The 19,780-nt window shown below is 53.8% G+C and carries 14 protein-coding genes; 4 read left to right on the top strand and 10 right to left on the bottom strand.

The window, feature by feature from the left end; all coding sequences use genetic code 11:
* Positions 1–8: 8 nt before the first annotated feature.
* From hutU to hutI, 4 genes are read right to left on the bottom strand one after another with little or no spacing between them, the layout of a single operon-like run.
* Positions 9–1,691, bottom strand: a complete 1,683-nt coding sequence (gene hutU, locus AC2FNE_RS10690; protein ID WP_170479378.1) for a urocanate hydratase — start codon at positions 1,689–1,691, stop codon at positions 9–11.
* Positions 1,688–2,485 carry an N-formylglutamate deformylase gene (hutG, locus tag AC2FNE_RS10685; RefSeq protein ID WP_170603126.1) on the bottom strand — a complete coding sequence of 266 codons (798 nt, stop codon included), beginning with the start codon at positions 2,483–2,485 and terminating at the stop codon, positions 1,688–1,690. The genes hutU and hutG overlap by 4 nt, the downstream gene beginning before the upstream one ends.
* A complete protein-coding gene (gene hutH, locus AC2FNE_RS10680; RefSeq protein ID WP_170610539.1) occupies positions 2,485–4,020 on the bottom strand; it encodes a histidine ammonia-lyase in 1,536 nt (511 codons plus the stop codon). Before hutH ends, hutG begins: the two co-directional genes overlap by 1 nt.
* Positions 4,017–5,222: an imidazolonepropionase gene (gene hutI, locus AC2FNE_RS10675; RefSeq protein WP_496805340.1), complete on the bottom strand. Its 1,206-nt coding sequence runs from the start codon at positions 5,220–5,222 to the stop codon at positions 4,017–4,019. The genes hutH and hutI overlap by 4 nt, the downstream gene beginning before the upstream one ends.
* Before the next feature lie 57 nt (positions 5,223–5,279).
* Here hutI and AC2FNE_RS10670 point away from each other — a divergent pair, with 57 nt between their 5' ends.
* The 3 genes from AC2FNE_RS10670 to AC2FNE_RS10660 all read left to right on the top strand — a co-directional run bounded on the left by AC2FNE_RS10670 (position 5,280) and on the right by AC2FNE_RS10660 (position 8,993).
* Positions 5,280–6,653 carry a formimidoylglutamate deiminase gene (locus tag AC2FNE_RS10670; RefSeq protein WP_437436816.1) on the top strand — a complete coding sequence of 458 codons (1,374 nt, stop codon included), beginning with the start codon at positions 5,280–5,282 and terminating at the stop codon, positions 6,651–6,653.
* A 32-nt stretch (positions 6,654–6,685) separates the two neighbouring features.
* Complete coding sequence (gene hutC / locus AC2FNE_RS10665) at positions 6,686–7,390, top strand: histidine utilization transcriptional repressor HutC (protein ID WP_170603120.1); 705 nt, start codon at positions 6,686–6,688, stop codon at positions 7,388–7,390.
* Positions 7,391–7,475: 85 nt separating this feature from the next.
* Positions 7,476–8,993: a malonate--CoA ligase gene (locus AC2FNE_RS10660; protein WP_170603117.1), complete on the top strand. Its 1,518-nt coding sequence runs from the start codon at positions 7,476–7,478 to the stop codon at positions 8,991–8,993.
* Here the strand turns inward: AC2FNE_RS10660 and AC2FNE_RS10655 are convergent.
* From AC2FNE_RS10655 to AC2FNE_RS10640, 4 genes are all read right to left on the bottom strand, one after another.
* Entirely contained in the window at positions 8,980–9,717 is a 738-nt protein-coding gene (locus tag AC2FNE_RS10655; RefSeq protein ID WP_496805339.1) for a metallophosphoesterase family protein, read from the bottom strand. The two genes, AC2FNE_RS10660 and AC2FNE_RS10655, sit on opposite strands and share 14 nt — an antisense overlap.
* 120 nt (positions 9,718–9,837) lie before the next feature.
* On the bottom strand, positions 9,838–11,433 hold the full coding sequence (gene serA, locus AC2FNE_RS10650) for a phosphoglycerate dehydrogenase (protein ID WP_170603114.1): 1,596 nt from the start codon (positions 11,431–11,433) through the stop codon (positions 9,838–9,840).
* 65 nt (positions 11,434–11,498) lie between these two features.
* The gene (locus AC2FNE_RS10645; protein WP_170603112.1) at positions 11,499–12,653 is read right to left on the bottom strand and encodes a phosphoserine transaminase; all 1,155 of its coding nucleotides are present in this window, start codon (positions 12,651–12,653) and stop codon (positions 11,499–11,501) included.
* A gap of 326 nt (positions 12,654–12,979) precedes the next feature.
* Positions 12,980–13,561 (bottom strand): VOC family protein, encoded by a 582-nt coding sequence (locus AC2FNE_RS10640; protein ID WP_170479689.1) that lies wholly within the window; start codon positions 13,559–13,561, stop codon positions 12,980–12,982.
* A 516-nt stretch (positions 13,562–14,077) separates the two neighbouring features.
* Here AC2FNE_RS10640 and AC2FNE_RS10635 point away from each other — a divergent pair.
* A complete protein-coding gene (locus AC2FNE_RS10635; RefSeq protein WP_170479395.1) occupies positions 14,078–15,319 on the top strand; it encodes an adenylate/guanylate cyclase domain-containing protein in 1,242 nt (413 codons plus the stop codon).
* Positions 15,320–15,375: 56 nt separating this feature from the next.
* On the opposite strand, the gene AC2FNE_RS10630 is transcribed toward AC2FNE_RS10635, so the two are convergent.
* Positions 15,376–16,542, bottom strand: coding sequence for a M20 aminoacylase family protein (locus AC2FNE_RS10630; RefSeq protein WP_170603110.1), 1,167 nt, complete (start codon positions 16,540–16,542; stop codon positions 15,376–15,378).
* 281 nt (positions 16,543–16,823) lie between these two features.
* On the bottom strand, positions 16,824–19,679 hold the full coding sequence (gene gcvP / locus AC2FNE_RS10625; RefSeq protein WP_496805338.1) for an aminomethyl-transferring glycine dehydrogenase: 2,856 nt from the start codon (positions 19,677–19,679) through the stop codon (positions 16,824–16,826).
* Positions 19,680–19,780 lie beyond the last annotated feature (101 nt).

Raw genomic sequence — 19,780 nt, 5'->3', positions numbered from 1 at the left:
GATCCGTATCAGCCTAGAATACCTGGAAGGCGCAAACCATATTCGTTCGCACAATCTTTGGCGATCTCATAACCCGCATCGGCGTGGCGCCAAACGCCCGAGGCCGGATCATTCCATAAAACTCGCTCAAGTCGCCGTGCTGCATCCTCTGTTCCGTCCGCGCAGATTACGACGCCCGCATGCTGACTAAATCCCATCCCAACCCCACCGCCATGGTGTAGAGAGACCCATGTCGCGCCACTTGCAGTGTTGATCAAGGCGTTCAAAAGTGGCCAGTCAGAAACTGCATCCGACCCATCCAACATCGCCTCAGTTTCGCGGTTGGGGCTGGCGACCGAGCCGGAATCTAAATGATCACGCCCAATGACCACAGGTGCCTTTAACTCTCCGTTTGCGACCATCTCGTTGAACGCAAGCCCTGCACGATGTCTGTCGCCCAATCCGATCCAGCAAATACGGGCAGGCAATCCCTGAAATGCTATACGCTCTTGCGCCATGTCCAGCCAGCGGTGCAGGTGCTCATTCTCGGGGAAAAGTTCCTTCATCTTTGCGTCGGTTTTGTAGATGTCCTCGGGATCACCTGATAGTGCGCACCAACGGAACGGACCAATACCTTTGCAGAACAACGGACGGATATAAGCCGGGACGAAACCGGGAAAGGCAAAGGCGTTTTCAAGCCCTTCATCCTGCGCCACCTGCCGGATATTGTTTCCGTAGTCCAGCGTTGGAACCCCTGCGTTCCAGAAGTCCACCATGGCTGCAACGTGCTGTTTCATTGAAGAGCGGGCGGCCTTTTCGACAGATTTAGGCTCTGATTCTCGCTTTGCGCGCCACTCAGCCATTGACCAACCAAGCGGAAGATATCCATTGATAGGATCATGTGCGCTGGTCTGATCAGTAACAATATCTGGGCGCATTCCTCCGGCCTGCATGCGCCTGTAAATCGCAGGGAACACCTCAGCTGCATTACCCAGTAAACCAACGGACTTCGCTTGTCCTGCTTTGGTCCAGCGATCAATCATCGCAAGCGCTTCATCGAGCGTTTCAGCCTTTTCATCCAGATATTTCGTCCGCAATCGAAAGTCGATACTGTCAGGGTTGCATTCCACGGCCAGACAGCAGGCCCCGGCGAACACGGCGGCAAGTGGCTGCGCGCCGCCCATGCCACCCAAGCCTCCAGTTAGAATCCATTTACCGGTAAGATCACCGCCATAGTGCTGACGACCTGCTTCGGCAAATGTCTCATAAGTGCCCTGAACAATGCCCTGCGTACCAATATAAATCCACGAACCCGCTGTCATCTGGCCGTACATCATTAAGCCCTTTCTATCGAGTTCATTAAAATGATCCCAGGTCGCCCAATGCGGAACAAGGTTCGAGTTTGCAATCAACACCCGGGGCGCATCCTTGTGGGTGCGAATGATCGCAACCGGCTTACCCGACTGAACGATCAGCGTTTCGTCCTCCTCCAAGTCCTTCAAACTGGCAACAATAGTGTCGAAATCTTTCCACGTCCGCGCAGCGCGCCCAATTCCACCGTAGACCACTAACTCGTGCGGGTTCTCTGCTACATCGGGGTGCAGATTATTCATGAGCATTCGCAAAGGCGCTTCGGTCACCCAACTTTTAGCGTTCAGTCCGGGGCCAGTTGGCGGATAAATATCTCGAGTATTCTTGCGTGGATCGGTCATTTTACCAGCTCCGATACGGTATCTTCGATAGCTTCCAACATGTCTTTCAGCCACTTGCGCAACCGTCTTGCCTTCTTGTTGTCATAGTCCCAAGGCGGTGTTTGAGAGGACAGATAGGTGGACTGGGCCAATTCCATCTGAATTGCATGTATGCCATCTGAAGGGTGGCCATAGTGACGCGTCGTCCAACCGCCTCGAAAACGCCCGTTCAACACAGTGGAAAAGGGTGACGATTCAGCAAATTCATGGGCAATAGCCTGGATTTCCGGGGCGCAAGTTACGCCACCATTCGTACCAAGGTTCATGTCCGGCAGTATTCCATCAAATAGAAAGGGGATGCGGCTGCGGATTGAATGGCAGTCGTACAGTAATGCAACCCCATGCCTTGCATTTACGCGGTCAAGCTCTTTGACCAGTGCTTCGTGATAGGGCGCATGATACAGTTTCCGCCTATTTTCTATCTCATCCACAGACGGCTCCTGACCGTCCAACCAAATAGATCGACCATCGAAGTCCGTCGTTGGCACTAGGGTCGTAGTGTTTTGTCCGGGATACAATGACACTCCGCTTGGGTCGCGGTTGGCATCGATCACGTATCGGTGGACGTTCGATTTAACCACTGTTGCATTCTGCAATAGTCCAGAATAGAGCCTGTTTATCTCCCAATCCGTGTCCGCCAATACCTTGCCATTGTCATTCAGGCGATCTGCAACAGATTTGGGCAGGAATGTTCCTCCATGAGGCTGCGCCAGAACAATCGGGCCGTCTCCTTGGCAGACATCAACAACCTGCATCAGATCAACTCCGGCATTTTAACCTTGACCGCGCGCAGTATCTCGCCCCCTGCTACAAGATCTTTTGCAGTCTCAAGCTCGGGTGCCAGATAGCGATCTTGAACCAAAGGCGGAACGGATTCACGCAGGCGGGTGATTACCTGTTGCAGCGGTTTGCTGGATTTCAAAGGTTTGCGGAACTCGATTCCCTGAGCAGCACACAACAACTCAATCCCCAGGATATGGTTCAGGTTTTTAACCATCCGGATCAAACGCCGTGCACCATGGGCCGCCATTGACACGTGATCCTCCTGGTTCGCCGAGGTAGGAGTGCTGTCAGTTACGCAAGGGTTGGCAAGGTGTTTGTTTTCGCTCATTAGCGCCGCAGTCGTCACTTCGGCAATCATTAGACCCGAATTCAACCCGGGCTCAGGCGTCAGAAACGGTGGCAGATCAAAACTGAGAACCGGGTCGACCATCAAAGCCGTGCGTCTTTGTGAAATGGCACCAATCTCAGAGACAGCCAGCGCAATCATGTCTGCAGCAAATCCAACTGGCTCGGCGTGGAAATTCCCACCCGAAACCACCGCGCCCGTTTCGTTTAAAATCAACGGATTATCAGTTGCGGCGTTCGCTTCGATCTCCAAAGTCCCTGCAGCTTGCCGGATTACATCCATGGCTGCGCCAGTGACCTGTGGCTGACATCGGATGCAGTAAGGGTCTTGGACACGCGTGTCACCATCTCGGTGGCTTTCCCGAATTTCTGAACCTTGCAGGACCTCGCGCATGGCACTGGCAGCTTCGATTTGCCCACGGTGTCCACGCAAGCCGTGAATGCCCGGTTGCAGGGGGGCCGTCGATCCCATTATCGCGTCCGTCGAAGCAGCCGAAATAACCAAAGCATTCTGAGCGGCGCGCCAGCTTTCAAACAAACCAGCAAGGGCATAAGCAGTTGAGAACTGCGTTCCGTTGATAAAGGCCAGGCCTTCCTTCGGGCCCAACTGAACAGGCTCTAACCCTACTGATTTTAGCGAATCGACACCCTTTTGCACGACGCCGTTCACCTCGGCCAAGCCTTCTCCGATGATCACTGCAGTCATATGAGCCAACGGCGCGAGGTCACCGGACGCTCCGACCGAACCTTGCGCAGGGATCACTGGCGTGACCCCTCGGGATAGCATCTGCTCCAAAAGGCTGATTAACGCCCACCTGACGCCCGAAGCACCGCGACCAAAGGAAAGAAGTTTCAATGACATCATGAGCCTTGCCAGACGACGCGGAACTGCGGGACCAACCCCACAACAATGACTGAGGATCAAATTGCGCTGAAGCGATGATGTATCCTGGGGCTCAATCTTATGGCTGGCCAGTTTTCCAAAACCTGTGTTCACACCGTAGACAGGATCAGCCCCCTGAGCCACCTGCTCGATCCGAGCCGCGGCACCTTCGACCTGAGGGCGGCATACCTGATCAAGTTCCACATCGGTTTCGTCCCAATAAATGCTAGACAATTCATTTAACGAAACCTTGCCCGGGACTAGGGAAAGAACCGTCATCCGTAGCCTCCAAAAATTCGTTTGTGCAGAGGGTTAAATCCAACGCGATAGGAAAGTTCTGCCGGATCAGTTACATCCCAGACCGCCAGATCAGCGCGGTTCCCTGGTGCAATGACCCCCGTATCCATTATACCTAAACCCAGCGCGGCGTTTCTTGTAACTGCAGCCATGGCCTCGCTTGGTGTCATACGAAACAGATTGCACCCCATATTCATGACAAGCAGCAAGGATGTCAGAGGAGATGAACCCGGATTGCAGTCCGTGGCCAAAGCGATTGGCACCTTATACTTTCGAAATAACTCCACCGGCGGGTATTGTGTTTCACGCAATGTGTAAAAAGCTCCGGGCAACAGCATCGCAACCGTTCCTGCCCGCGCCATGGCGGAAACGCCGTCCTCATCCAGATACTCGAGATGATCAGCGGACAAGGCACCGTAGGACGCCGCCAGTGTTGCGCCCCCCAGATTTGACAACTGTTCAGCGTGCAACTTGATCGGTAATCCAATTTTTAACGCCTCTTCGAATACATGTGTAATTTGCTCTGGCGTAAAAGCTATAGTTTCACAAAATCCGTCAACGGCATCGACAAGACCTTCGTCGTAGGCTTCTTGCATCGCCGGAATACAACTCTCGGCAATATAAGCGTCGCCATTGCCGGAGTATTCAGGTGGAATCGCATGAGCCCCAAGGAACGTAGTCTTGATGCGAACTGGCCTGACCTGTTGGATCCGCCGTGCGGCCCGCAGCATTCGCAATTCGGTTTCTTTATCTAACCCGTAACCGGACTTGACCTCGATACAGGTCACGCCTTCTGCGATCAGCGCATCGACCCGCGGTAACGCGTCGGTCAGCAAATCGTCCTCTGTCGCCGACCGTGTCGCCTTGACCGTCGACAATATGCCGCCACCTGCTCGCGCCACCTCTTCATAAGTTGCACCGTTCAGACGCATTTCGAACTCGCGCGCTCGGTTCCCCCCATAGATGACATGGGTGTGCGCATCGATCAGCCCTGGTGAGATCAGCCGCTCTCCAAAATCATCGCGAGGCCAGTCTCGATATTGTTTCGGCTCGTCCGTTGTTTCTCCGACCCAGGCTATATGTTCGCCTTCGATGGCGATCGATCCGCTTCGAATTAGACCATATGGCTTGCCGTCTTGCATGGTCGCAATGTTCGCACTTTGGAGAACAAGTTTTTTCGTCATGGCGAATCTTTTTAGTTCCCTCCGAGTTCATTTTTTTCGTATATGTATAAAGTGTTCATGTCTACACAAATTGGAAACTTGATGCTGATCTATGCGAAAAAGGCTTTGTTAGGCTCTGAAATCGAGCGTAATCTGAGGGTGAAGATCGAAGGTTCGCGGATATCAGGACTGCAATTCGCAGCCGATGCGCAACCTGAAGACATTTGTGTCGATTTGTTACTGCCGGCATTAGGAAACCTGCATAGCCATTCATTCCAACGCGCGATGGCTGGCAGAACCGAGTTTCGCGCCGCTGGCAAGGAAAGCTTCTGGACCTGGCGGAAACTCATGTACCAGTTTCTGAATCTAATGACTCCAGAACAAATTCAGTCCGTCGCGGCATTAGCTTTTATGGAAATGCAAGAAGCCGGGTACGCTTCGGTAGGAGAGTTTCACTATGTCCACCATCAACCAGGAGGCCAACCCTACGAGGACCGGGCGGAATTAAGCAGACGTATTTGTGCAGCAGCTGACCAAACCGGCATTGGTCTAACTCTATTACCTGTTCTATACACGTACGGCGGTGTCGCTCAGGAAAAATTGACTGGCGGCCAAATGCGATTTGGCAATGACGTCGAAAGTTATTTGCGCCTGCAGGACGAGTGTCGCAGATTATTACCGCACATGGACTCGATTTTGGGAACCGCACCGCATTCACTTCGGGCAACGACACCAGAAGACTTGAATGAACTGTTGGGCCATTGCAAAGCCGGTCCGTTCCATATGCACATTGCAGAGCAACTCGAAGAAGTTGCTCAAGTCAAAGACGCCTTTGGGCAGCGTCCCGTTGACTGGCTGCTTAACAACGTGAATGTCACAGAGCGCTGGTGTCTCATCCACGCCACGCATATGACCCACAACGAAACACAGGCACTGGCGCGTTCCGGCGCGGTCGCCGGCTTGTGTCCCATAACCGAGGCTAATTTGGGCGATGGAATATTTGATGGCGCCACCTATGTCGACGCTGGCGGGGCATTTGGAGTTGGATCAGACTCTAATGTAAGGATTTCATTACCCGAAGAATTGCGGACGCTGGAGTATTCTCAGCGATTGCGAGACATGGCTCGCAATGTGATGGTAAGCGGCGAAGGATCCGTTGGGCTATCGCTATACACTGGCGCCGCGCGCGGTGGTGCACAAGCTCTGGGTCGCGACGCCGGGAAGATCGAGGTCGGCAAGTTGGCCGACTTGGTTGCGATCGATTGCTCGCACACGACTTTGTCGACCTTGCATGACAATCATCTCTTGGACGGCTTCTGTTTTTCCGCCCCTGATGGCTTGGTATCTGAGCTTTGGTCCGCTGGGCGTCATGTCGTACGAGATGGAAGGCATGTTGCCCGCGACCGGATTGTTCCAGCCTACGAAGTCGCAATGGCAACATTGATTGCATAAATTCCGCGTGGAAAATCAGGATTAGAGACGAAATGACAAAATCCAACGACGCCACGGGATACAGGTACATCAAACAGACCGTACTGGACCGTATCCAGTCGGGCGAGTGGCAACCTGATACTCTCTTGCCCAGCGAACAAGACCTTGCCCTCGAATTCTCGTGCACCAGAACCACTGTGAACCGGGCCATGCGAGAACTGGCCGAAGAAGGGTATTTGCAACGTCGGCGTAAGGCGGGAACGCGTGTACTGAGTGCGCCTCAACGTAAGGCCCATTTCACTATACCCATGGTCCGGGATGAGGTTGAAGCATCGGGCGGTGCTTATAGATATGCGCTGGTTTCTGCACAAACCGTTCCCTCACCAGACTGGCTTGTTGCACGGCTCGCACTGCGCCCTGGTCAGGCCACGACCCACGTGCGTTGTATGCACTATTCGACAAATACACCTTATCAATACGAAGATCGCTGGATTATCGTGGAAAGCGTTCCAGAGGTCGAACAGGCCGATTTCAAGAGCATCGGCCCAAACGAATGGCTGGTGCAAACAGTGCCTTTTACCAATGTCGAGCTAACGTTCATGGCCAGTCGCGCTGACGAAACAGTGGCCGGTTTCCTTGATCTTCCAAAAGACGAACCCGTCTTCACGGCCGAACGTATTACATGGCTGCAAGGCCAACCGGTCACTTTTGCCAAGATGTATTTTGCCGCCGGGTATCGAATGACGACACAGTTCTAGATTTGTCAGTTCAAGGGCTTTACCCACCGGGCAATCCAATACAGATTTCAAAGCTGGGCAGCAGTTCGGATTGGAAGGATAGAAAATGGGCAACCCGCTCTATGACCGCTTGTTCGGAAGGCACTTGGGTAAGCAAACGCCATTTTTGCTTCTTCCGAATGGGCAGACCCTGACACATGCTGACTTTCTCGACATCGCTGCTCGTCTCGCCAATGCACTGACGGGATTAGGACTAAATCCCGGTGATCGCGTTGCAGTGCAGGTCAAAAAATCCCCCGAGGCGCTAGCGGTGTATGCTGCGTGCGCCCAGGCCGGGATAGTCTTTTTGCCACTTAACACAGCCTATACAACGTCTGAGTTGAGTTACTTTATCGAAAACAGCGCCGCGTCTTTGGTCGTGTGTGACGAAACACAAAGAGAGAATTTGAAGCCGATCGCACAAGCCCAAAACGCAAAGGTCGAGACCCTGAACAGCGACGGCACCGGCAGCCTAATGCGACGGGCACTTGGCATGCTGCCCGCTTTTGCACCCGCAAATCGCGACCCAGACGATCTTGCCGCGCTGCTTTATACTTCGGGCACCACAGGACGTTCAAAAGGCGCGATGTTGACGCATGCAAATCTGCTGTCAAATGCCGAAACCTTAAAGAAAGAGTGGAGGTTTACCCCAAATGACGTATTGCTGCATGCGCTGCCAATATTTCATACTCACGGATTGTTTGTAGCGACAAATGTTGTTCTGGCTTCCGGCGGCGCGATGATTTTTCTGCCTAAATTTGATTTGGACGACATTTTGCGGCTAATGCCCCAAGCGACGGCTATGATGGGTGTACCGACCTTCTACACCAGGCTTCTTGGGGATGATCGGTTCACGCGCGATCTGGCCAAAGATATGAGGCTGTTTATTTCAGGTTCCGCACCATTGTTAGCCGAGACTCATGAAAGGTTTGAGGATCGAACCGGGCATAGGATACTTGAACGATATGGTATGACCGAAACCAACATGAATACTTCTAATCCTTATGATGGCGAGCGTAGAGCCGGCACTGTTGGCTTTGCGTTGCCGGATGTCGAACTGAAGGTCACCGATCCCGAAACAGGCACAATACTCCCTCAAGGGGAAATCGGCGTGATCGAGGTGCGGGGTCCAAATGTTTTTCAGGGTTACTGGGAAATGCCGGATAAGACTGCAGCCGAATTGCGCGAAGATGGCTTTTTCATTACCGGAGATATGGGCCGCGTGGATGACGACGGTTATGTTCACATTGTTGGGCGGGGCAAAGATCTGATCATCTCGGGAGGCTTCAATATATATCCAAAGGAAATCGAGCTATTATTGGACGATCAACCGGGTGTTTTGGAAAGTGCCGTAATAGGAGTTCCTCATCCCGACTTCGGTGAGACCCCCGTCGGCGTTCTAGTCCCAGAACCAGGCAAGTCACCTGATCTTACCTCTGTCCTGGCTGCCGTAAAAAATCAGCTAGCTCGCTTTAAACATCCGCGCAAATTAGTCCTGCTGGATGCTTTGCCCCGTAACACAATGGGCAAGGTGCAAAAAAATGTTCTGCGTGACGACTTTAAGGAACTGTTTAAACAGGACTAGGCTCTAACGGCACCCGCCCTGCTTCTGTAAGAAGCCAGCATTTTCGCCCCTCGAACACTGCTGTAGCAAGCAACCGTCCATAGCCCGCCCCGGCGTCCAGATTGACACGGTTTCCGTAGTGCTCGGCCGTTTGAACCGGTGTGTGCCCATGTACAACCAGCCATGGATAGGAGCGGGCATTGGCCAAAAACTCTTGGCGGATCCAAACTAAGTCCTCCTCCGACTGATCGGCAAGCTCCACGCCAGGGAGGATTCCTGCGTGAACGAACAGCAACTCATCTTCTCGATGATAAAGAGGCAGATCTCTTAGAAATGCTACGTGATCTTGCGGTACTGTCTCAACGGCGCGGGCGTGAACCTCGTACAGACGATCCTGATCCGAGACGCTAATGCCGTAGGATTCCATTGTTTGGATGCCGCCCAGTCGTTCATGAAACCAATGATAGCCAACCAGAAGATGCGCGTCGTGTACGGGGTAATCACACATGAAATACGAAAACATGCGGTCATGGTTGCCTAACAACATGACCCAGTTCCGCCCCTCGCGCTTTCCCTCAATCAAAAGGTCTAGAACACCTCGGCTGTCCGGTCCGCGATCCACGTAATCGCCAAGGAACACGACCCGTGCATCTGGGCCGCCGTCCAATTCAATCTTATTCAATGCATCCCGCAACATGTCCAATTGGCCGTGAATGTCGCCAATCGCATAAATTGGGCTGGTCATATCAGTACCCATCGGTTCGTGCTTGCCGCTCTTTTGTCCCAAAGGGGCGAAACAAAAAAGCCAAAGCCCACGCCATTGCTGACGCAGACCCTGAACTGTCTCCCAAATTCAACAAGGCGTTTATGCCACATCGAACTCCAACGGCTTGATTTGTGTAAACAAACCGGTTTCAGCCAGCTTTGCCCGAGCCTCGGCCGGAACTGGCTCGTCGACGTAAAGTAAGGCGATAGCTTCGCCCCCGGCTTCTTTACGTCCCAAGGTAAAGTTCGCGATGTTAACGCCGTGCGCACCCATCGTTTGCCCCAACGCTCCGATAATACCGGGCACATCCTCGTTGGTGGTGTAAAGCATATGCGCGCCCACCTCGGCATCGATGTTGATCCCCTTGATTTGGATAAACCGCGGCTTGCCGTCACTAAACACGGTGCCGCCGATCGAACGTTCCCGCTTTTCGGTCACGACGGTGACTTTGATATAACCTTCAAATGCACCCGACTTGTCCTGATTTGTCGTTGAGATTTGAATACCCCGCTCCCTGGCGACTACTGGGGCCGAAACCATGTTCACTTCGGGGTTGAACTTTTTCATAATCCCCGCGACCACTGAACAGTTAAGCGCCGCCAGATTCATTTCGGCCGCGACACCGTCGTACAAGATGTTGATCGCCTTGATCGGCTCATCCGTCATTTGACCGATGAAACTGCCCAGATGTCCCGCCAATTTGATCCAGGGGCCCATTACCTTGGCTTCTTCTGCGGTGACACTTGGCATATTCAACGCGTTTTCTACTGCGCCGGTCAGCAAATAGTTCGAGATCTGTTCGGCCACTTGAAGCGCTACGTTCTCTTGTGCTTCGGTCGTTGCCGCTCCCAGATGCGGCGTGCAAACCACGTTGGGCAAGTTGAACAGCGGGTTATCTTTGGCAGGTTCTGCACTAAACACGTCGAACGCCGCGCCTGCGACGTGACCCGACTGCAGCATCTCGGCCAGCGCCTCTTCGTCTACCAATCCGCCCCGGGCGCAATTGATGATACGCACACCTTGCTTGGTTTTGGTCAGGTTTTCGCGACTCAGGATATTTCGCGTCTGGTCTGTCAGCGGAACGTGCAGCGTGATAAAATCTGCGCGGGCCAACAGTTCATCCAGTTCGACTTTCTCTACACCCATCTGCGCGGCTTTTTCTTCGCCCAGATAGGGATCATATGCTATGACCTTCATTTTCAGGCCCAAGGCACGTTCGCAGACAATGCCACCAATGTTGCCTGCGCCGATCACGCCGAGGGTCTTATTGGTCAACTCAATCCCCATGAACTTGGACTTCTCCCACTTGCCCGCATGGGTCGAGGTGCTGGCCTCTGGGATTTGTCTTGCCACGGCAAACATCATCGCAATCGCATGCTCGGCTGTGGTGATCATATTGCCGAAGGGCGTATTCATCACGATCACGCCCTTTTTCGAGGCGGCATCCTTGTCGATGTTGTCCGTTCCGATGCCGGCCCGTCCAATGACCTTCAAATTTTCTGCCTTGTCCAGAATGGTTGGAGTAACCTTGGTGGCCGAACGAATGGCCAGGCCATCATATTGACCAATCACTTCGGCAAGCTTTTCTTTGTCTTTACCCAGATCGGGCATGAAGTCGACATCGATACCACGGTCGCGGAATATCTGAACAGCGGTTTCGCTGAGTTTGTCGGAAACGAGAACTTTAGGGGCCATGTTTACGGTCCTTGAATGTAATGAGATGTCTGGGCCTAAGACGGCCCAGCGAAGACAGAAACGGATTAGGCGGCTTCGGCTTGCGCCGCGATCTCGGACTCAAAAGCCCAAGCCAGCCAAGGCAGCATCGCTTCGATATCCGAAGTCTCGACCGTACCGCCGCACCAGATGCGCAGACCCGCAGGCGCGTCGCGGTAAGCACCAATGTCCAAAGCGATGTTCTCGGCCTCAAGCCGTTTGGCCACGGCCTTGGCGAATGTTGCGCCATCCTGAATACGGGCATCGGTGAACTTAAGGCAAACCGATGTATTAGATTGCGTCGCGACGTCCTCGGCCAAATTAGCAATCCAATTGTTCCGGTCACAGAACGCATGTACCGCGCCAGCATTCGCATCAGCCCGGGCGATCAAACCCTGCAGGCCACCTACGGTCCGCGCCCAGTCCAGCGCGAACAAATAATCCTCAACCGCCAACATCGAAGGGGTATTGATCGTCGCGCCAGAAAAGATGCCATCAATCAATTTGCCACCTTTGGTCAGGCGGAAAATCTTGGGCAATGGCCATGCTGGAGTATAACTCTCAAGCCTTTCCACCGCCCGGGGACTCAAGATCAGCATCCCGTGGGCAGCTTCTCCGCCCAGAACCTTCTGCCAGCTGAACGTAGTCACATCCAACTTCTCCCAAGGCAAGTCCATCGCAAAAGCCGCCGAGGTCGCATCACAAATCGTCAGACCCTGACGGTCATCTGCAATCCATTCGCCATCAGGTACCCGCACACCAGAAGTCGTACCGTTCCAGGTAAACACCACATCATTGGCAAAATCGACCGAAGCCAGGTCGACGATCTGCCCGTAATCCGCGGTCTTCACTTCCGCGTCAATTTTAAGCTGTTTGACTACATCGGTCACCCAGCCAGCGCCAAAACTTTCCCAAGCCAACATCTCAACCTTGCGCGCGCCCAACAACGACCAGAGCGCCATTTCGACCGCGCCTGTGTCCGAGGCGGGAACAATGCCGATCTTGTAATCAGCTGGAATACCCAGAACTTCACGTGTGCCTTCAATGGCAGCTTTCAACTTGTCCTTGCCGATTGCAGCGCGGTGCGACCGGCCCAATGCGGCGTCGGACAGTTTGGTCAGATCAAATGTAGGGGGTTTGGCGCAAGGGCCCGAGGAGAAACGCGGATTAGCCGGCCGCGTCGCCGGTTGTTCGATAGCCATGTGTATTACCCTTCCAGATACACGCCCCTCGTTGGGGAGGGGTGTCCCACCGACACGCCTACGTACCCCAGGGAAGAACGGCAAGTGGAAAAGAACCTTCGGCGTTGGAAAACGTCACGCCGAATCCGAACAAACTGGATCGCATGTTTCCGATTGGCTCAAATTTGACAAAAGCGAAACCGCAGCAGTTGATGATGTATCCGGGAGGGAACCCACCGAAGCGAAAACTACATCCGGCCACAGCCTCTACAAAACAAGCCCTTACCAAAGCAGAAGCGCGGAACGGTACAGCCTGACCTGCATACGAAAGAGCAACAGGCGAATCTTCAATACGCGTTACGTGGTGATCTGTCTCCGGATAATGAATTGTGCCTGCGTTCTACCAGCAATGCAATTGCGTCAGCCAGGTGTTCACGATCGATGTGGTGATCGCCTTCGGCAACGCGAATCTTATGCGCCTCGATCATCACGTCGGCGTGGCGGCAACCCTCGGGTGGGTCAAATCTGTAGCTTGCGAGCTCAAGTCGAAGACCCAAGGGGTCGCGGAAGTAAATCGAATCCATGAACCCGCGATCGACTGGACCGGAGTGTTTGACGCCTCTCGCGTCCAGACGGTCTGCGACCTGCCAGAACGTTGCTTGGCTGACGTTGAGTGCTAGGTGATGCAGTGAACCTATGGCTTCTGGCACAGGGTTGGCATCCGGCGTCCGCTCTTCGTTTGTAAAGATCGTGATCAGTCGGCCATCGCCCGGGTCGAAATAAAGATGTCCCTCATTGGGGTTGTCCAGGTTTGGCTGGTCGAAAATGAAAGGCATCCCCAGCACGCCTTCCCAGAAATCTATCGAGGTCTGTCGGTCAGCCCCGTTGATCGTGATGTGATGTACACCTTGGGTCTGAATTTTCCTGATCTGATCTGACTTTGGCATGCGTTTCCTCCACGTTTGGCCCTTCAGTCACAGTACGACCAGTCAAAAAGTAACGTTTTTCTATATGACCGTCGAAGGACCCGATATCTGTACAGTCTTCTCCTTTTACTCGGCTTTGTAGCCCAAAGTTTGACCGATCGAAGTAGTTACACGGGTAAAATTCCAGATCCGCAAGTTGATTATTCCCAGCGCTGGCAAGCTTATATCATTCAATCTGACCACCCTGCATGCAGAACCACCCATTTGAAGACCATCCCTAGCCCAGGACCGCCACGCCTTGTCGAGGTTGTGATAAGCCCTGCATTGACTGATCGCCACGACCCATTCCCTCGCAAACATAAAGACAGAGGCCCATTATAGAAGTTATTCTTTGTGCTATGCTACATTAGGGAGAATTGCTCGGGTCAAGGCGCTCCGTTTTCATTGTTTCCGGACGGTATGCGGCCCCATAGCCCACCTATTTAAAAACCCCTTTCTTCGATAAGAAGGCGTTCCGGTATGATTGAGTTCAGTAGGTCACCACTATTAGACAGCGTCGCCACTTGGTTGATGAGGTGTGGTCTTCGCGACGTTACCGCTGAAGAAGTCGTACAAGGGTTTGGCAACAGACTTGTTTCCGCGGGCATACCTGTTGTTCGAATAAACGTTGGGGGTATGGTACTGCATCCAATATTTGGTGCCCTAAACGTTCTTTGGACCGTACGCGACGATCAGGCAAAAGCCGAGCTGACTCCACGGGATCAGCTGGATACTCCCAGATTTCGAAATACCCCCTTTTTTGAATTAGCGTGCAGCGGAGACATCTATCGGCGCTACAAGCTGGAGGATGAACAGGCCGGGCAAAATTTCCCGATCCTGGAAGACCTTCGTGCAGATGGCATAACGGATTACATCGCACTTTTTGAGAGTTACCATCGCGATGACACCAGTCGTTGGTCAGACTTTCCACCAGGGATGGAAGGTGTCGTAATGTCGATTACTACCCGGCGCATAGGCGGTTTCAGCGACTCTGAAATCAATTACATCCAGGCGCTTATGCCCGCCCTCGCGCTGGTAATAAAAACTGCAAAATCACGTCTTCTGGCACAGGGTTTGTTGGATGCGTATCTGGGAAGCTACTCTGGGAACCGGGTATTGGACGGCGTCATTGAACGCGGTGACGGCGGCGCAATAGACTGTGTGTTGTTCTATTGCGACCTGAGAAACTCTAGCCGAATGGCTGAAGACATGCCATTGGAGCGGTATCTCGCGTTGATCAATGATTACTTCGATTGCACAGCAGGATCAGTGGAAGACCATGGTGGCGAAGTTCTGAAGTTTATAGGCGACGCAGTTATGGCAATCTTCCCAATTGACAAGAAAACCAGACCCGCAGTCGACATGTGTCGGGCTGCCCTGACTTCAGTGCTGGATTGCGTGTCGCGCGCGAAAGAAAAAAACACCAAGTGGGAAAAACATGGCGGCAAAATAGAATTCGGGATTGCCCTCCACCGCGGCTCAGTAATGTATGGTAATGTTGGCACCGAACGCAGACTGGACTTCACCACCATTGGTCCCGCGGTGAACCAGGTTAACCGTCTTGAAGGCTTGTGTAAGTCACTTGAAACTCCGTTGGTTTTGTCCTCGGAGTTTGCAGCGGATGTTTCAGTTCCACTGCAGCCTTTGGGACATCACACTTTGGCGGGGATGTCCCAATCAACGCAGGTTTTCACCCTCCCGGAATTTGCTCCGACAAGTTAGGCGTGGCGATGGAAACAGTCTTCCAACGATTTTCTCGACGTTTGCCATCGGAGCGTTCAGCCCAACGGCATACGCCGCTCGGCCATTTCGGCGTACCAGCTACAGCCCACCGGTATCAATTCGTCGTTAAAATCATAGGACGGATTGTGTAGGTCAGCGCTGTCGCCGTTGCCTATGAAGAGATAGGCACCCGGGCGTTCGGCGAGCATTTCAGAGAAATCTTCGCCCGGCATAACTGGGTCAAATTCGCGAATGACAGAACCGGAAATGTATTGCGCGACCTCTGCCGCGCGCGCGGCGGCTTCGGGATTGTTGATCGTCGGCGGCACGCGCGGAGAGTAATCCAGATAAACCTCGGCATTGTGGGCCTTTGCCGTTAGTTCGGCAATCTCTCGCAGTCGTTTTTGCACCGTCTCGTGAACCTCAGGGTCGAAGTATCGCACGGTACCACGGAGTTTGATCTCGTCAGGAATCACGTTGAAGGTGTTGCTGTCGCTGCGCATCCCACAGGTGGAAACGACCACTGTTTTCAATGGGTCAATGTTCCGCGCGGCGATAGTTTGCAACGCCACGATCACGTGTGCGGCTGCAACGGTTGTATCCACCGCCTTATGTGGCAGAGCCGCATGCCCGCCCCGACCGTTCACAGTGAGTTCGAAGAAGGCGGTCGCGGCCATTTGCGGCCCGTCGCGAACAGCGAACTGGCCCGCAGGAATTCCCGGCCAGTTGTGCATGCCGTAAACCTCCTGAATGCCCCAACGGGTCAACAACCCATCGTCCAACATTGCGCGCGCACCCCCGCTGCCCTCCTCTGCAGGTTGAAAAATCAACACTACAGAGCCATCAAAGTTTCGAGTCTCGGCCAGGTACTTCGCCGCGCCCAACAACATAGCCGTATGCCCGTCATGCCCGCAGGCATGCATGGTTCCGGGATTTGTAGATGCATGGGAGACGCCGGTGGTTTCAGGAATGGGTAACGCGTCCATATCTGCGCGAAAGCCAATCACTCTGCCGGATTCTTTCTTGCGTCCATGGATAACCCCCACTACGCCAGTGAGGCCGATTCCGGTGGTCACCTCGTCACAACCGAACTCGGTAAGCAAGTCAGCGACTTTGGCTGAAGTGCGGTACTCCTCAAAACGCAGCTCGGGGTTTGCGTGAATGTCCTGCCGCCACTCGGTAATCTCGGCGTGCAGCTCTGCAAAGCGGTTACGGGCAGGCATTGGCAGCTCCTCCATCAGTAGTTCAACGAGAACTATGAAGGCGTATATACGTTCTCGCAACTGGTTACGGCAGCACCTCTATTTGCCATCTTGCAAGATGCTCAGCGTGTGTTGGTTCTGCCTCCATGGGGATTTCTTTTCTGGTCAGGTCAAGTGCCCGCTTCGCGCCCGGAATAGTCACTTTAGCTGCCTCCAGTTAAGAGGAGCAAACCTTCCACACGCGAAAGAAATCGTGCCCGAGCGTCATTCCGCGGGCACGGTTTTGTGGCGCGGTTCGGTACTTACTCAGCCGCTTCCTCGTATTCCGACATCGGCGGGCAAGTACAGACCAGATTTCTGTCACCGTACGCGTTGTCGACGCGATTGACCGGAGACCAATACTTGTCAACGCCCATCGAACCCGGCGGGAAGCAGGCTTGTTCGCGGGTGTACGGACGATCCCAGCTGCCAACCAGATCACGCACGGTGTGGGGTGCGTTCTTCAGCGGATTGTTTTCCGCGTCGATCTTGCCGTCAATGATATCCTGCGCTTCGGCCCTGATCGAGAGCATCGCATCACAGAAACGATCCAGTTCATCTTTGGGTTCAGACTCTGTCGGTTCAACCATCAACGTTCCAGCTACTGGCCAGCTCATGGTCGGCGCATGAAAGCCGCTGTCTACAAGACGCTTGGCCACGTCATCCACCGTTACGTGTGCCTCGGCATCGAGTGGACGCGTGTCCAATATACATTCGTGCGCCACGCGACCCGTTTCAGATGTGTAAAGGATTGGATAGGAGTTCTTTAGTCGTGCAGCGATATAGTTGGCGTTCAGTATCGCAACCTTGGTTGCTTGCGTAAGACCCGCGCCACCCATTAGCAGAACATAGGCCCAACTGACCGGCAGTATGGAAGGGGAGCCAAATGGTGCCGCCGAAACTGGCCCCACCGCGGTGCCATATTCCGGGTGGCCGGGCAAATGTTCAGTCAGGTGGGCTTTCACACCGATTGGCCCCATACCGGGGCCACCGCCTCCATGCGGAATGCAGAACGTCTTGTGCAGGTTAAGGTGGCTGACATCGCCGCCGATATCTCCGGGACGCGACAAACCGACCATGGCATTCATATTCGCCCCGTCGATATAGACCTGACCGCCATGGTCATGGGTGATCTGACAGACCTCCTGCACGGTGGTTTCGAACACGCCATGGGTGGACGGATAAGTGATCATGCAGCCGGCCAGTTGATCGGTGTGCTTTTCGGCTTTCGCCCGGAAGTCTGCCAAATCAATATTTCCGTTTTCGTCAGATTGCACCGGCACGACCTGCCAACCCACCATCTGGGCCGAGGCAGGATTGGTGCCATGCGCAGAAGTCGGAATCAAACATACATTGCGGTGCCCTTCGCCGCGAGCGATGTGATAATTCCGAATGGTCAACAGACCTGCATACTCGCCCTGTGCGCCCGAATTAGGCTGTTGCGAGATTGCGTCATAGCCGGTGATCTGGCACAGCTTATCGTTCAAATCAGCGATCATCTCATGATAACCCTGTGCCTGATCTTCGGGAACAAAGGGGTGTAGGTTGCCGAACTCGGGCCATGTGACCGGGATCATTTCGATAGTTGCATTCAGCTTCATGGTGCATGAACCAAGCGGGATCATCGCGCGATCCAGAGCCAAGTCGCGGTCCGCCAAACGGCGCATATAGCGTGTCATCTCAGCCTCGGCCCGGTTCTTGTGGAAGATCGGGTGGGTCAGGTACGGCGTCTCGCGCAGCGCATAGTCGGGAAGGCGATAGGCAACGTTCGAGCTATCATCCGCGCGGTCGATACCAAAGGCGCCCCACACAGCTTCAATCGTTTCAGCCCGAGTCTGTTCATCAAGACTGATGCCAACTTTAGTATGACCTACACGGCGCAGGTTGACGCCCCGCGCCACCGCCGCCTCCATAACGGTCGTTTGCAGGTGTCCAACCTCGACAGTAATGGTGTCAAAGAACACTTCTGGTTCGACAGTGAAACCAGCTTCTTCCAAACCGGCAGCCAATCGCGAAGTCTTGCGATGCACGGACTGAGCAATAGCTTTGATACCGTCAGGGCCGTGGTAAACTGCATACATCGACGCAATGACCCCCAATAGGGCCTGCGCGGTGCAGACATTAGAGTTGGCTTTTTCGCGACGGATATGCTGCTCACGGGTCTGAAGTGCAAGGCGGTAGGCCTTGTTGCCCCGGCTGTCGATACTGACACCGATGATCCGCCCCGGCATCGCACGCTTCAGCTTGTCGGTCGTCGCCATGTAAGCAGCATGCGGGCCGCCATAGCCCATTGGGACACCAAAGCGTTGGGTTGAGCCAATCGCGATATCCGCCCCCATTTCGCCGGGCGACTTAAGTAATGCCAGTGAGAGAATGTCTGCCGCAACGATGGCTATCGCTTTGTGCTCATGCAGGGCGGCAATTTCATTAGTGAAATCGCGTACATGGCCGTGCGTTCCAGGATACTGGAATATTGCGCCGAAGACTGCACCAGCATCCAATTGGTCCGGGTCCGCCACTTTTACATCGATACCCAGAGGCTCGGCGCGGGTTTTTATCACCTCAATCGTTTGCGGGTGGCAATTACGGTCAACGAAAAAGGCAGCGTTGTTCGCCTTTGACCGCCCACCACGCTTAGCCATTGCCATCGCTTCGGCGGCCGCAGTTGCTTCGTCCAAAAGGGACGCGTTAGCGACATCCAGACCCGTCAGATCACTGACCATCGTTTGGAAATTCAGCAGCGCCTCCAGCCTGCCCTGGCTGATCTCGGGTTGATAAGGCGTATAGGCAGTGTACCAAGCCGGGTTTTCCAAAATGTTGCGAAGGATCGGAGCCGGAGTTGTAGTTCCATAGTAGCCTTGACCAATTAATGAAGTGAGAACCTTGTTCTTGCCCGCCACCTCTTTCATGTAAAACAACGCGTCACGCTCGGTCATCGCAGGACCCCAGTCCAGCGGTTCTTTTTGTCGAATAGCCGGAGGAACGGTAGCGTCGATTAGCTGATCCAGAGTCTTGAAGCCGATCACCTTGAGCATATCGCGCATCTCGGTCGGACTAGGTCCTATGTGGCGGCGATTGGCAAAATCGTAAGCTTCATAATCGGTCAGTTTGAAGGCCATTATTGCGCTCCTCAAGGAATGTCTCACTCTGCTGATCTAGCAATAGCTACCGACAGTAGTGTTTTTTAAGTTTTGTGGGGCGGTGCCGCTCGGGCTTCCGC

The organism is Ruegeria sp. YKSD179 (assembly GCF_059612885.1).
The sequence above is the reverse complement of the archived record's forward strand: the minus strand, read 5'-3'. Positions and strand labels throughout refer to the sequence as shown.

Bases quoted from the DNA above. Each gene is read 5' to 3' on its own strand.
- hutU (WP_170479378.1), bottom strand. From the start codon at position 1,691: ATGACCGATCCACGCAAGAATACTCGAGATATTTATCCGCCAACTGGC.
- AC2FNE_RS10645 (WP_170603112.1), bottom strand. From the start codon at position 12,653: ATGGCTATCGAACAACCGGCGACGCGGCCGGCTAATCCGCGTTTCTCC.
- AC2FNE_RS10635 (WP_170479395.1), top strand. From the start codon at position 14,078: ATGATTGAGTTCAGTAGGTCACCACTATTAGACAGCGTCGCCACTTGG.
- hutH (WP_170610539.1), bottom strand. From the start codon at position 4,020: ATGACGGTTCTTTCCCTAGTCCCGGGCAAGGTTTCGTTAAATGAATTG.
- gcvP (WP_496805338.1), bottom strand. From the start codon at position 19,679: ATGGCCTTCAAACTGACCGATTATGAAGCTTACGATTTTGCCAATCGC.
- hutI (WP_496805340.1), bottom strand. From the start codon at position 5,222: ATGACGAAAAAACTTGTTCTCCAAAGTGCGAACATTGCGACCATGCAA.
- serA (WP_170603114.1), bottom strand. From the start codon at position 11,433: ATGGCCCCTAAAGTTCTCGTTTCCGACAAACTCAGCGAAACCGCTGTT.
- hutG (WP_170603126.1), bottom strand. From the start codon at position 2,485: ATGCAGGTTGTTGATGTCTGCCAAGGAGACGGCCCGATTGTTCTGGCG.
- AC2FNE_RS10655 (WP_496805339.1), bottom strand. From the start codon at position 9,717: ATGACCAGCCCAATTTATGCGATTGGCGACATTCACGGCCAATTGGAC.
- AC2FNE_RS10670 (WP_437436816.1), top strand. From the start codon at position 5,280: ATGTCTACACAAATTGGAAACTTGATGCTGATCTATGCGAAAAAGGCT.
- AC2FNE_RS10660 (WP_170603117.1), top strand. From the start codon at position 7,476: ATGGGCAACCCGCTCTATGACCGCTTGTTCGGAAGGCACTTGGGTAAG.
- AC2FNE_RS10630 (WP_170603110.1), bottom strand. From the start codon at position 16,542: ATGCCTGCCCGTAACCGCTTTGCAGAGCTGCACGCCGAGATTACCGAG.
- hutC (WP_170603120.1), top strand. From the start codon at position 6,686: ATGACAAAATCCAACGACGCCACGGGATACAGGTACATCAAACAGACC.